This is a genomic window from Nocardia niwae NBRC 108934 = DSM 45340, from assembly GCF_001613465.1.
In the GTDB taxonomy this organism is placed as follows: Bacteria; Actinomycetota; Actinomycetes; order Mycobacteriales; family Mycobacteriaceae; genus Nocardia; species Nocardia niwae.
Genome location: NZ_BDCK01000030.1, coordinates 1 through 13,029, shown reverse-complemented (window position 1 = coordinate 13,029; position 13,029 = coordinate 1). Strand labels below are relative to the sequence as shown.

The following is a 13,029-nucleotide window of genomic DNA, read 5'->3' as shown; positions in this document are numbered from 1 at the left end:
GTGGAGATCGCAAGGCATGGTTCCTCCAGGCCTGCCGATTCTCCCGCCTTCCATGAAAGCCGAAACACGGCGATTTCGCCACCACCTGTAGCCGAGGGTCCGTCAGAGCGCCAACAGATGTGAACTCGTGACAGCCGGTCGAACAGCTCCGTGCTCTGTTCGCTCTCAGTGGATGCGCGTGAGCGGCGATAAGTGCAGGCTGTGGGTGGAGATTTCGGCCAGGTCTGTGGCGCTAGTCATTTGGGTGATACTGGCGGGGTGAACGGGACGTGGGAGGCGTGGGGTGGGGTCGTGGTGGCCGCGATCGCCGCGATACCGGTAGCCGGCCTCGTGGCCTGGTGGCTGGCTGGGCGGCGCGGGTGGCGGGCGGCGCTGTGCGATGTCGGGATGGTGACGGGTACCGCGCCGTGGTTGTGGATGATTCTCACGCCGACCGGAAAAGGTCGTTCGCTGAATCTCGTGCCGCTGCGTGATCTGGCCGAGCAACTGGCCGACGACCGAGTAATCGAGCAGTTCGGCGGGAATCTGCTTGTCTTCGCCGCACTCGGCTTCCTGTTGCCGGCGCGCCGAGCGTGGTTCGCCCGCTCGTACCGCATCCTGTTGGCGGGAGCAGCAGCTTCGATCGCGGTGGAGGCTGCACAGTTCGCCCTCGCTATCGGCCGTCACTCATCCGTCGACGACGTACTGTTGAACGCGGCCGGTGCATGCCTGGCGGGCCAGCTCTCACGACATCTGTGGGCGTCGCGCGCCGTTACCGACCGTTCCGAGCCGGCATTGCCCGAAGAGCCGACACGGGGCATCGTCTCCGAGCGAGACGGTGTCGGCCGGCCGACCTTCCCGAGTAGGGAGATCACCGAGAAGTGCGTGGCCGCTGGGGCGATGCCAGCCATCCGCGACGAATTGCCCCGATCGACAGATCCACACTCGAGACCGGTCCCGCTGGATGCACGGAAACCGGCATGAGCGGACATCCTGCGCCGCAGTCGAACTCGTGACGCCCACGGCCAGCCCATCGGCACTACCGCGTGTCTCAGCACGTGATGGCTGCTCGGCCGAGTATTTGACCTGCTCTCTGCCATCGGCATTCATGAACATTTCCGAAGAGGTGTAGGTCGCGACATGCCGCCAGGATTGGCGAACAACTGACGTCACAGTTCGCGGACAGAGCCAGCCAGGCCCATGCAACCCTCAATTCACATCCTCACAGAATATTCGAATGCTCAACTCGCAACTAGCATGTGCTCCCACCGCTTTCTAACCAACTTCTCGCCACCACTTCCGCTAAACTCAAAACCGGCCACTACCAGCACATATGAACAAGAATCTGCCACACCTCATGCTCCCTGGTCGCGGAAACATCACGGCCACTTCGCAGGCGGAGCGCGTACGGTGGATTGTGTGATGTCACTGGCAAAGCTCGGCAGTGGCGACGGCTACACCTATTACCTTCGCTCGATCGCCACGCAGGACGTGAATGATCGTGGTCCGCAGAATCTTTCGACCTACTACAGCGAGCGCGGCGAATCCCCCGGTCGCTGGCTGGGTTCGGGCCTGCCGAACGTCGGCATCGAGGCCGGTGAGGTGGTGACCGAAGCGCAGATGCGGGCATTGTTCGGTCACGCCCTGAACCCGAACGCCGAGGCGATGATCGCCGCCGAAGTAGAAGCCCTCGCCGCAGACGGCATCTCACGCCGCACCGCGCGGGCGCACGCGGTACGCCTGGTAAGGCTGGGTTCTCCCTTCACAAAACACGTGGCCTCGGAGTACTCCTACCGCTACGAGCGGGCCCGCGCCTATGCCGCCTACAACGCCGAGCGCAGCCGCGTCGACTACGCCCCGATCCCCGCGGAGGAGCGCAGCCGCATCGCCACCGACGTTGCTGGGCGCATGTTCGCTGAGGAATACGGCCGCCCACCCCGCGATGACCGGGAGCTGTCGGGCTGGGTGGCCCGCACCAGCCGAGCGCCCTCGAAGCGAGTCGCCGGGTTCGACCTCACGTTCTCGCCGGTCAAGTCGGTGTCGACGTTGTGGGCGCTGGCCCCACGTGAAGTGTCGGAAAAGATCGAGGCCGCCGTGGATGCCGCCCTGCGCGATGCGCTGGCCTACCTCGAGGAGCACGCGGTGTTCACCCGGGTCGGGCGGCACAGCCGCCGCCAGGTCGACGTCGTCGGCGGCCTGATCGCCACCGCATTCCAGCACCGCGATAGTCGCGCTGGTGACCCGAATCTGCACGTCCACGTGGTGATCTCGAACGCGGTCAAACGCCACGACGGACAGTGGGGTGCACTCGACGGCAGGATGATCTACCAGCACAACGTCGCCGCCTCCGAGCTGTTCAACACCCGGCTGGAGCACTACCTCGAGCAGTCGCTCAACGTGCAGTTCGCCGAACGCCACAGCAGCAGCCGACGCCGGCGCGGGAAGCGGCCGGTGCGGGAGATCGTCGGCGTCGCCGAGCGCCTGGCCGAGGAATGGTCGAAGCGATCGGCCGCCGTGGACGCCGAGCTGACCACCCGCACCACGCGGTTTCAAGCCGAGCGTGGCCGCGAACCAACACCGGCTGAACTGCACGACCTCGCCCAAGAAGCCACCTTGAAAACCCGCGGCCACAAGGTGGCGGCACGTTCGCGTGCTGAGCAACGCGCTGATTGGCGACGTGATGCCGTGGACCTGCTGGGTGGTGAGAGCGCGGTCGATGCGATGGTCGCGACCGCCCTGGGACAGCCGGTCCCGCACCGGGAGGCCACCGACGCCGCGTGGGTTGCCGCGACCGCCGCACGGGTCGTCGAGGTGGTCTCCGATTCCCGGGCGACCTGGCAGTTCCGCCACATTCGCGCCGAAGCCACTCGCCAGCTGCGCGGCAGCATTAACCCAGCCGACTGGCACACTCTCATCACCCAGGTCACCGACACCGCCTTGAGCGAGCCCCGGTCGATCCCCCGCGGCACACCAGAGGCAGAGGACACCGCGCCCACCGTCGAGGCTTTGACCCGCCGCGACGGAAGCAGCGTGTTCACCACCTCCGGCTCCCAGCTCTACACCAGCCCGCAGATCCTCGCTGCCGAGGAACGCCTGATCGCGGCGAGCCTGCTCGAAGGCGGGCGCACTATCGCGGCGGCCGCGGTGGATGCCGCGATCGTCGAGCACGCCGCCAACAATAACGGCCAGCTGCTCAACGACGGCCAGGTGCAGTTGCTGTGCGAGTTCGCCACTTCCGGACGGCGGTTCCATGTCGCGATCGCCCCGGCCGGGACTGGGAAGACCACCGCCATGGCCGCGCTGGTGCGCGCTTGGACCGCCGAAGGTGGCACCGTGCTCGGGCTGGCACCGGAAGGACCGGCCGCTGGCGTCCTGAGCAGCGAGATCGGTGCGGAGTCCAAGACCGTGGACATGCTCGTCACGGTGATCAACGACATCCGCTCCGGCGAGCGGGCCCTCGATGACGCACCGGACTGGGTGCGGGCGATCGGACCCCGCACCGTGGTCGTACTGGACGAGGTCGCGAAAACTCCTACCCTCAAACTGGATTCGGCCATGTCCTGGCTGATCGAACGCGGAGCGAGCGTGCGGGCGGTCGGTGATGACCGGCAACTGTCTTCCGTGCAAGCCGGGGGCGTTATCCGCGACATCGTCCACCACGCCGGCGCCGCCACCCTCACCAGCGTCGTCCGCTTCGACAACCCGAGCGAGCGCGCCGCCAGCCTCGCCCTACGCCACGGCGATACGGTCGCGATCGCGTTCTACACCGACCACGGCCGCGTCCACGTCGGCACCCTTGGTGCCGTGGTGCACGCCGCGTACCGGGCTTGGCGGGTCGACTACGCCCAAGGCCGCGACGTCGCGCTGCTGGCGCCGACCAACGAGCTGGTGCGCCAGCTCAACGCCCTCGCCCGCGACGAACGCCTCCGCCGCGAAGGCTTGCACGGACCGGAAACGCTGCTGTCGGACGGGCTTTCGGCCTCGGTCGGGGACATCATCACGACCAGGGAAAACAACTATCGGCTGCGGATCTCGCAGACCGATCATGTCCGCAACGGCTACCGCTGGAAGGTCCGTGCCGTCCACCCGGACGGGCGGATCACCGCTACCCACATCGGATCCGGCCGCAAGGTTACCCTGCCAACGGACTACGTGCGTGAATGCGTCGAGCTGGGCTACGCCCGCACGATCAACTCCGCGCAAGGGCTCACCACCGACACCTGCCACGGCGTGCTGACCGGCAGCGAGGACTGCTTCCAGCTGTATGTTCTGGCCACCCGCGCCCGCGCCGGCGGACACCTCTACCTCGCCACCGCAGGCGACGGCCAGGATGCTCCCGCCGAGACTTGGAGCGCGCTGCACCCGCCGACCGCGATCGACCTGCTCACCCAAATCCTCGGCCGCGACGGCGGCCAAGTCTCCGCGACCACCCAGGCCCGCCAAGCCGCCGACCCCCAACGCCAGCTCGCCGGAGTCGTCGACGCCTACCTCGAGGCACTCGCCGCGGCCGCCGATGCAGTGCTCGGCGACGAGCACCACGCCGCCGTCACCGCGGCCGCTGAACGACTCGTCCCCGGTCTCACCGGCGAGGCGGCGTGGCCGGTGCTGCGCCAGCACCTGGCCATGATCGCCCTGGCCGGGCGCGACCCGATCACGACGCTCACCGATGCCGTCACCGCCCGCGAACTCGACACCGCTGACGACAAAGCCGCCGTACTGGTGTGGCGCGTCGCCCGCAACACCACCGGTTCCGGCCCGCTGGGGTGGGTGCCCGACGTCCCGCCTGTGCTGCGTGACGATCCAGACTTCGGCGCCCACCTGCGGGAACGCACCGCGCAGATGCTGAATCTGTCCAGCCAGATCCAGACCACCGCCCGCGCCTGGACACCCCAGACCGCGCCGGTGTGGGCGCGGCAGCTCGCCGGGCACGACCCCAACCTCACTGCCGCACTCGCGATCTGGCGAGCCAGCCACGCGATCGGCGACCACGACCGACGTCCGACCGGGCCGGTACAGTACCCGGTCGATGAACGCCGCACCCAGCTCGAGCTGGACTCCGCGGTGCGCTCCCGTCTCGGAGACCTCGACGCCGACACCCGCCGATGGACACCTATCGCCCGGGATGTCGACGCCCGTATCGCTGCCGACCCGTACTGGCCACAACTGGCCGAGGAGCTGTCCCACGCCGCGGACACCGGACTCGACGTATCGACCGCCGTCCGCACCGCCGCCGCGCAGCGCCCGCTACCGGATGAACAGCCCGCCGCAGCACTGCGCTGGCGACTGGTTGAAACGCTCGACGACGCGCAGCGCCGCGACGCCGACGAACTCGCCCGCGCGGTCTCTGAACTCCGGGTCGACCAGGGGCGCCGCATGAGCGATAGGGAACTGGAAGACGAGATCCAGTGTGCTCGGCGCTCTTTCGATCTCGACCCGATCCTGGACATGGGTCTCATCATCGAACGCAGCCAGCGATATGAGCGGGGCAGCGACGCCGACGCTGTACGCCGCGCTCACGCCGAACTCGATCAACACGCGGCAGCGATCCGCACCGCCCGCCACACGCAGGCTGCAGTCGCGTCCGCCGAATACGCCCTCACCCTCGCTCACCGGCAACAGGCGACCACGCAGACCAACCCACCCAAGTTCCCCTGGTGGCGCACCAACACCGCCTCCGCACGCACCGCCCGCACGGAGCACGCTGCCCGCCTCGAGTACCTACGCCAAGCCCTCAACAATGCCGAACAAGACCTGCTTGCCGCCCGCGAGACCGCCCGCCGCACCCGTGCCGCAGTGCCCCTCGCGCATGACACCTGGGACGCGACGCTTCACCGCGCTGACAACCACGCCGCGCGCGCCGCCGAGCTGGCCGCCGCAGACCACAGCGACAACGCCTTCGCACGCAAACTGGCGCAGGCAGAACAACGCTGGCTTCGCGAGGAACGCCAACTCGACGACGCGTTCACCGAACAACAGCGCCGCACGCAGCTGACACCGCGGCAACGCAACCTCGAAGACCGGGCTCGCCGCCATCTCGACCTCAATACGCACCACGGACCGGCCTCTGCGCAACCAACAGTTTCCACCGAGAATGGGGCGAGCCGCGATGAGCCCTTCGACACTCCGGAAACAGACACTAACTACGAGTACAGCCACGACTACGACTACGACTACGGACTGTAGTACTGCTCCTTCGGCGCCAAGCACACCGAGCTGGTACTCGCTCGGACTGACCACTGCGATGGTCGCCGAGAACGACGCACGAGATCACGACACCGCCTGCCAGATTGCGGCTTTGTCCCCTATTCGCAACGATCGGATGCGCTGTCGCAGTTCTTCGGCCGCTGCGGGCTTGGTGGGCGCGAGCCGAATGTAGGCGCCGAGGGAGTGCAGCTCGGTGATGTCGCGCAGCAAGGTCCATCCGGGCCAGTCGAGAAGGTCATAGCCGTAGGCCGCTGCGAAGCGTTCCCGCTCGTGTTGTGGTTGATGAAAGTGATCGGGCAACCCGTTCACCAGATCGAGTTCGCGCGGCCCAATGCTGCACTGGTCCCAGTCGATCAGCACCCACCGACCGTGATCGCAGACGGCGTTCTCGCTGTGGACATCGACATGCACCAGGCCCTCCCCGAGCGGGAACTCGGTCTGCGTGAACTGGCCGACCAGTGCTTCGGCGCGGGCGCGCACCCACGCGCGGTCAGAGTCGGTGAGTGCGTGTGTCGTCCGGTCGTCATCAAGAGCCAGGGCTTCGAACAGCCGCCGCAGCGGCCGGTATCGCGGCACCGGGAACGGCGGCCGCGCCACCGAGTGCAGCCGCCGCACCAGTGTGCCGAGGTTGGCCGGACCTGGCCGATCTGGCGAGGGGCGGTAGGGCCAGAACGTAGCGATCGCGCCGTCGGCGGTAACTGGCTGGGTTCCGGCCGTTGGAGTGAGCGCGATGGGTTGGACTTCGGCTGCCAGCCACCGTGTGACGGCGACGGCGGTGTGAGCGCGCTCGCGGCGGTATGCGGTGTCGGGTGCCAGGCGCACGACGAGATCAGCGTGCGGCAGCAACCACACTGCGTTCGACCGATGATGCAGCAGTTGCGCGTCGCGGTCCTCGACGCCGAACGCTTGACATGCGGCGCGCACGGCTGCGCGACCGGGGAGCTGGCTCTCGGTGGTCATGAGGCCGCAGTGGCGAGGACCGCTTTTAGATCGCTGCGGAATTCAGCGACGATCGGGTCGCCGTCGTGTCGGGTGGCAATAGTGTCCAGGTCGCGGAGGCGGACGTAGCAGCGGGGTGAAGACAGCTCGGTGATCGCCGTGATCGCCTCGCGCCCGTACCGGTTGGCCGACTCGTAATCACCCGCCTGCAAACAAGCGCCGGCAAGGGTGGGCAAGGCGACTGCGCGGCTGCGCGCATGTTCGCTGGCGTGTCCAGGGATCGCCGTGGACAGACGCTCGACCGCCGACGGCGCAAATCTGGGATCGGAGAGCGACAGCAAATACATCGCATGGCCGTGTTGAGCGGCGATTTCCGCGGGCGTGACGAACCATGCCCAGGAGGGAATGGTGTCGGGTTCGGCTGTTGCGTAGCGGTCTTCGGACAGTCCCAGGGCGCGCTGGGTGGCTGCGGAGTCGTTCAGGGATGCCCAGCACCAGCCCATTACTGTGGCGATGTACCCGGCGGTGATGGTGCTGATCGGATGGCGCCTGTTGGCGGCGGTCGATGAGGCGAGCTGAACGAATTTCAGTGCTTCATTGGGTCGTTTCAGGTGCAGGGACTGGTGGGCCATGTCGAGCAGAATGCTGACCGTCAGGTCGGTGCTGCGCGGATGGTCTTCTCCGCGGTGCGCGGTTTGCAGGGCGTATGTCCACAGTTTGCGGGCCGAGTCGTGTTCTTCGATGTCGTAGGCAAGCCAGCCGGCCATGTTCGCCAGGTCGGCGGTGGCGATCCACAGACGTGTTCGAATGTCCGTGGTGCATGCGGCGCCTTCCAGGGCGCGGACTTGGTGCAGTTGGGTGAGTGCCGCGGTCCGGCAGAGTCCGCCGCCGTGTGCGAGGTCCCATCGCCGGAATCCTTCGGTGATGGCTTCGATGGCGTCGATGTCGGCGGATCCGATGTGTGGTCGGGTGACTGGCTCAAGCCGGTCAGGGAGGATACTGCCCAGCCGGTCGAGTTGCGGGTGAAGATGGGAACCGAGTGCAGCTGCGGTTGCCAGGGTGATGAAGTCTCTGCGTTCCACCCACGTCACCTCCTCGCGGGCCAGATTACTCGCAGAGCCGGAGCCGAACCCGAGTAGCGAAGCAGGGATCGCGAAGGTATCGGCGATTCTTGCGACCAGCTTGGCACTGGTCAGACGGCGTTCTCCGCGTTCGACGGCTGACACTCTGGACTGCGTGAGGTCGAGCAACGCGGCCAGCTGAAGTTGTGAGAGGCCGGTTGCTTCGCGAATCAAGGTGAACACGACGCTGAAGTCGTGGTCCGCGAGCGCCGCGCGGATCGTGGGGTCGTCAAAGAAGTCGGCGGTGAGCGCATGCTTGAACCCGGCAGCTGAGGCACAGTCGGGGCAGAGGTTTCCGGCGTGTCTTGCGGGCAGCGCCGTGCGGCATGTGCGGCAGATACGTCCCCCAGTATTCATATCTCACCTCAGTCGGTTGACCGCAGTTTGTCTCACAGTATGCGGTGGAGGGCTTTTACGTGCACAAATGACCCTTTCGCCTGATCCCAGCCAGTTGTAGACGATGCGCAAGCCCCAGTGGGGCTAGCCCTGTCGGGCGTTGGGATGGCAAGGCGCGGCCGCGAATCTGGGACCAGCACCCGATGCCGGGGCATGCGGTCGACACTGTTCCGCCCTTCGCGAGTGATCAGCAGTGGGCGGAGCCGGATTCGGGCGCGTGCACCTGGGCCCGGCATCGGCGTGCCCACCCACCGACTGTCAGGGAGCTGTCGTGAGAATTTCGCAGAACACACGGGATCTGTGGGCCGTGCAGTATCGCGACTGCGCGGCCGAGCCCACCGATTTGGATCTGGACCGCGCCCGCTTCATCCTCCACACTCACGCCGCCCACGGCGGCGGATGCCTGCCCTATCTCGCGGCGATGGCCTACTCGTTCGGAGCCGAGGTGTAGCCCGAGCATGCCCACCGAACGCCACACACCCATACATACGCGTTCAGCGCAGATGACAGTAACTGTGCAACAACATGTTTCGCTCTCCGAGATGGATGTTCGGCTGCCTCGGATTCCGGACTGGCATCAGCTCTGCGCGGCATTCCGCGGCGTGACCGGCCACAACTCGGGCGACCATCCAATCACGCGATGGGCGCAGGCGCTGGCGCATCTGCACCGCACCCAACGCGTCATCCCCGAACGCGGAGCCGGAGTCGACCGACGCCGAGACGATGTGGTCACGCTGATCGACAACTGGGTCGGCAACCACATTCAGCCACGACGCAGCACCGAACGCGTAGGGCCAGCCGTGGATGCCCTGGCCGCCGCGTACGTCGATGCCGAACTAACGCTGGCGGCCGCCGAGCACGCCGCCGAACTCGCCGTGCATGAGGCATGGATCCACGTCAGTGCCCTGGCTGTCGACTGGGCTGACCTGATCACCGAAGTCGTCGACGGCCAACCACCCCCACCGCGGCCAACCGGGCTCACCACTCCGAAACATCCCTGATCGAAAGGACACACCAAATGTTCACCCTCGCAACAGATCCCCAGTTCATCGCCACCTGCCAGGTCGAAGACCTCGACCCCGTCACCGCCGCCCGCAGGGTCGAAAGCGGCACACTAGTGTTCCTGCGGTCGCATGCGAGCCGACACATGACGGCCTTCAAACCGCTGCTCGTAGGTGAGGACACCCGCCGCAAAGTCGCCGCTCTCGTCGGACTGGGGCCGCGTGACCGCGACCGGCAGACCATCGTGGAAAGCATGGCGGTCATCCTCGCCGCCGGTCCCGACGCTGTCATGGACCTGACCACCAACCCCGAAGGGGTGGCGCTGCGCGCGGATCTGAAGGAAGCCATGGGCGTACCACTCGGCGCATGCCTGACATACGACCTGTTCGCTGACCCGCGGAAGAAGTTGAGTCGCAACGAATTCCTGGACCGATTCGAGCTCGGGTTGGCGGCTGGCGTCGACTTCGTCCTCATCCACGCAGGCATCAACCCCGCCCTCGCGCAGATGAGCGAAAAATCCGCCCGAATCATGCCCACGACCTCACGAGGCGGCGGGTTGCTGGCCCGCTACATGCGCATCCACCACTGCGACAACCCCCTGATCGAGTACTTCGACGGAATCCTCGACATCTGCCGCCGCTACGAAGTCGTCCTCGACCTCGGCGACATCTTCCGCCCCGGCGCCACCGCCGATGCTGGCGACGACTTGAAATGGCGCGAGATCCAACTGCTGGCCGAACTCCGCAAAGACGCGTTGAGCGCCGGAGTGCAGGTGTTGTGCGAAAGCGGCGGACACATGCCGTTGCACCGCATTCCCGAACTGATCCCCGCCTACAAAGAAGCATTGGGCGGTGCGCCGCTGTGGCTGGCCGGACCGATGGTCATCGACAACGGTGTCACCCTCGACGACACCGTCAACGCCCTCGGTGTCGCGGCGGCCGGACAGTGCGGCGGCGACATGTTCGCCTCCATCACCCACAACGAGCACTACGCCATGCCCACCGCACCCGACACCGCCACCTCCATCCGCATGGTCCGTGTCGCCATCACAGCACTCGACCTCGTACGCGGCTGGAAACCCGAAATCGCACGACAGCGCGCTATCAGCGTGGCCCGCCGCGCCAACGACTGGGACATCCAGCAAGGCCACGCCCTCTACCCCGGCCTGGCGGGCAACGCGTTCATCACCCACGGCCTGCGCAAAGGCGCGCCCTGCACCATCTGCGGCTCACTGTGCCCCCACATCACGGCGAGAAAAGCGCACGAGGAAACACCCGTCCCCGCCCACCAGCCCGGACCCGTCCTGCTGCCCGTGCCCACGCCTTCCAGCGAACCGGGGGCATGAAGTGGACACCACCACCTTGGCCGAACGCATCACCTCCCGACTCCCCCACGCCACCGCCGTCGCCCGGGAAGCCCTCGATATCGCCGAAGACCTCCGTACGCTCGGGCACTGCGTACCCGCCGACGACTGGCTGATCGTCGGCGGCTCCCTCGCCCGCGGCGAACCCACCTTCATCCGCCACAACGGCAAGCCGCTGCTGATCAGCGACGTCGACCTCCTCTACGTCCACTACGGAGACCATCCCTCAACCCAGATCGACCAACTCGTAGACCTTGCCGAGAAACTCTCCGCCACAGTGGATTTGATGATTATGCCGCTCGGTGACTACCGCGCCATCCAAACCTCCCTCGGGCACGACTTCAAAAACCTCGGCCTGCCCGCCACCGACCGCGGCCTGCCCGACCACCACCCCGTCACAATCGACGCCCGCGACGCCTACGAAATCCTGCTCTACTACACGCAGGCCTACTTCTGGCTCGGCATCCACGACCACTGGTCGACCGGAGCGGCTTCCACGCACTTCCACCTGCTCGTCAGCCGGCTGTGCGTGAAGATCCTGCGAGCCACCGCCATGCTCGACGGCGCATACGCCCACCACGATTTCGGTCAGATGGCGCCGCACCTCGCCGAGCAGATGCGCGCCGAGCTGCGCTGGCGAGCGGACCCCACCCAGGCGCCGATGGATCCAGGACGATTCTGGAGCTACCTCCACCACGCCTTCACCCGGTTCGACACCGAGTTCGGACAATTACGCCCCGACGCGGTCAACTACACCCGCTACGCCGTCACCAGCAGCGGCCGAATCGTCGCCCGCCACCACCAAACCGTCCACGCCCTCGCACGCGCCATGGCCGACGCATGGCACACTACACCCGACCCGATCGCATTGACTACGGTGAAGCAGCGCGCCTGGGAACGCATCACCGGCTGGACCGGCAGCGCACGCCGCGAAAGTCCCGAAGACCACTTCCGCGCGCACAAACAGGCCATCCACGACCACCTACTCGCCATGAAAGTGCAGGTCAGATGAAAATCCTGGTCACCGGGGGTGCAGGATTCGTCGGAGCCACCGTCACACGCCTGCTCCTCGACGCCGGACATGAGGTCACCGTCATCGACGACCTCTCCCGCAACGACGACCGCCAAGTCCCCCACGACGCCGAATTCATCCAACTGCGCGTCCACGACATCGCCCAAATCCTCACCCCACGAGCGGGTTACGACGCCGTCCTACACTTCGCCGGCCTCATCGCCGCAGGCGAATCCATGCACCACCCCGAATGGCACTGGGACAACAACACCCGCGCCTCCCTCGCCCTGCTCGACGCCATGCACACCGCCGACGTCGGCAAACTCGTCTTCTCCTCCACAGCCGCCGTCTACGGCGAACCCACCCAACTTCCCCTGCTCGAAACCTCACCCACCAACCCGGTCAACACCTACGGCGACACCAAACTCGCCATCGACAAAGCCATCACCACCTACACTCGCGCCTCCGCGCTCGGCGCGATCTCCCTGCGCTACTTCAACGTCGCAGGTGCCCACGACTGCGGCGACGGCACCATGATCGGCGAACGCCACAACCCCGAAACCCACCTCATTCCCCTCGCCCTCGACACTGCCCTAGGCCACCGCGACAAATTCACCCTCTACGGCGACGACTACCCCACCCCCGACGGCACCTGCATCCGCGACTACATCCACATCACCGACCTCGCCCACGCCCACCTCCTCGCCCTCGACAACACCCACCCCGGCGAACACAAGATCTACAACCTCGGCAACGGCATCGGCTACTCCAACCACCAAGTCCTCCAAGCCATCCGCGACGTCACAGAGATCCCGTTCGACATCGAGACCGCACCACGACGACCAGGCGACCCCGCCACCCTCTACGCCTCCTCCGAACTCGCACACCGCGAACTCGGCTGGACACCACAGAAACCAGACATCACCGACATCGTGCGTGATGCGTGGAAGTTCCACAGTCAGCGTTCCGCCCATTGATTACGAAAAGATCTCCCGGGACTGTCTCGCTAAGGG

Annotated in this window: 9 protein-coding genes; 7 read left to right on the top strand and 2 right to left on the bottom strand. The window is 66.4% G+C overall.

Annotation, left to right across the window (positions count from 1 at the left end; genetic code table 11):
* The first annotated feature begins 294 nt into the window (after window positions 1–294).
* Entirely contained in the window at window positions 295–963 is a 669-nt protein-coding gene (locus tag NNI01S_RS20985) for a VanZ family protein (protein WP_245676305.1), read from the top strand.
* A 216-nt stretch (window positions 964–1,179) separates the two neighbouring features.
* Window positions 1,180–6,162: a MobF family relaxase gene (mobF, locus tag NNI01S_RS20980; protein WP_084489092.1), complete on the top strand. Its 4,983-nt coding sequence runs from the start codon at window positions 1,180–1,182 to the stop codon at window positions 6,160–6,162.
* A gap of 84 nt (window positions 6,163–6,246) precedes the next feature.
* Here the strand turns inward: mobF and NNI01S_RS20975 are convergent, their stop codons facing one another.
* Window positions 6,247–7,143 carry a phosphotransferase gene (locus tag NNI01S_RS20975; RefSeq protein ID WP_063021839.1) on the bottom strand — a complete coding sequence of 299 codons (897 nt, stop codon included), beginning with the start codon at window positions 7,141–7,143 and terminating at the stop codon, window positions 6,247–6,249.
* Complete coding sequence (locus tag NNI01S_RS20970) at window positions 7,140–8,600, bottom strand: NsdA family TPR-like regulatory protein (protein ID WP_084489090.1); 1,461 nt, start codon at window positions 8,598–8,600, stop codon at window positions 7,140–7,142. The genes NNI01S_RS20975 and NNI01S_RS20970 overlap by 4 nt, the downstream gene beginning before the upstream one ends.
* A 310-nt stretch (window positions 8,601–8,910) precedes the next feature.
* Between NNI01S_RS20970 and NNI01S_RS20965 the strand changes: the two genes are divergently transcribed.
* Genes NNI01S_RS20965 through galE form a run of 5 tightly spaced genes read left to right on the top strand, consistent with a single transcriptional unit; the run spans window position 8,911 to window position 12,993 of the window.
* Entirely contained in the window at window positions 8,911–9,090 is a 180-nt protein-coding gene (locus NNI01S_RS20965; RefSeq protein ID WP_063021838.1) for a hypothetical protein, read from the top strand.
* 7 nt (window positions 9,091–9,097) lie between these two features.
* Window positions 9,098–9,640, top strand: a complete 543-nt coding sequence (locus tag NNI01S_RS20960; RefSeq protein WP_157114890.1) for a DUF4254 domain-containing protein — start codon at window positions 9,098–9,100, stop codon at window positions 9,638–9,640.
* Window positions 9,641–9,657: 17 nt separating this feature from the next.
* The gene (locus NNI01S_RS20955) at window positions 9,658–10,986 is read left to right on the top strand and encodes a phosphomethylpyrimidine synthase ThiC (protein WP_063021836.1); all 1,329 of its coding nucleotides are present in this window, start codon (window positions 9,658–9,660) and stop codon (window positions 10,984–10,986) included.
* A gap of 1 nt (window position 10,987) precedes the next feature.
* Window positions 10,988–12,016 (top strand): nucleotidyltransferase family protein, encoded by a 1,029-nt coding sequence (locus NNI01S_RS20950; RefSeq protein WP_063021835.1) that lies wholly within the window; start codon window positions 10,988–10,990, stop codon window positions 12,014–12,016.
* Window positions 12,013–12,993 (top strand): UDP-glucose 4-epimerase GalE, encoded by a 981-nt coding sequence (gene galE / locus NNI01S_RS20945; protein ID WP_063021834.1) that lies wholly within the window; start codon window positions 12,013–12,015, stop codon window positions 12,991–12,993. Before NNI01S_RS20950 ends, galE begins: the two co-directional genes overlap by 4 nt.
* The last annotated feature ends 36 nt before the right edge of the window (window positions 12,994–13,029 follow it).

Coding starts and splice junctions, on each gene's coding strand:
- mobF (WP_084489092.1), top strand. CDS start 1,180: ATGCAACCCTCAATTCACATCCTCACAGAATATTCGAATGCTCAACTC.
- NNI01S_RS20975 (WP_063021839.1), bottom strand. CDS start 7,143: ATGACCACCGAGAGCCAGCTCCCCGGTCGCGCAGCCGTGCGCGCCGCA.
- NNI01S_RS20970 (WP_084489090.1), bottom strand. CDS start 8,600: ATGAATACTGGGGGACGTATCTGCCGCACATGCCGCACGGCGCTGCCC.
- NNI01S_RS20960 (WP_157114890.1), top strand. CDS start 9,098: ATGCCCACCGAACGCCACACACCCATACATACGCGTTCAGCGCAGATG.
- NNI01S_RS20955 (WP_063021836.1), top strand. CDS start 9,658: ATGTTCACCCTCGCAACAGATCCCCAGTTCATCGCCACCTGCCAGGTC.
- galE (WP_063021834.1), top strand. CDS start 12,013: ATGAAAATCCTGGTCACCGGGGGTGCAGGATTCGTCGGAGCCACCGTC.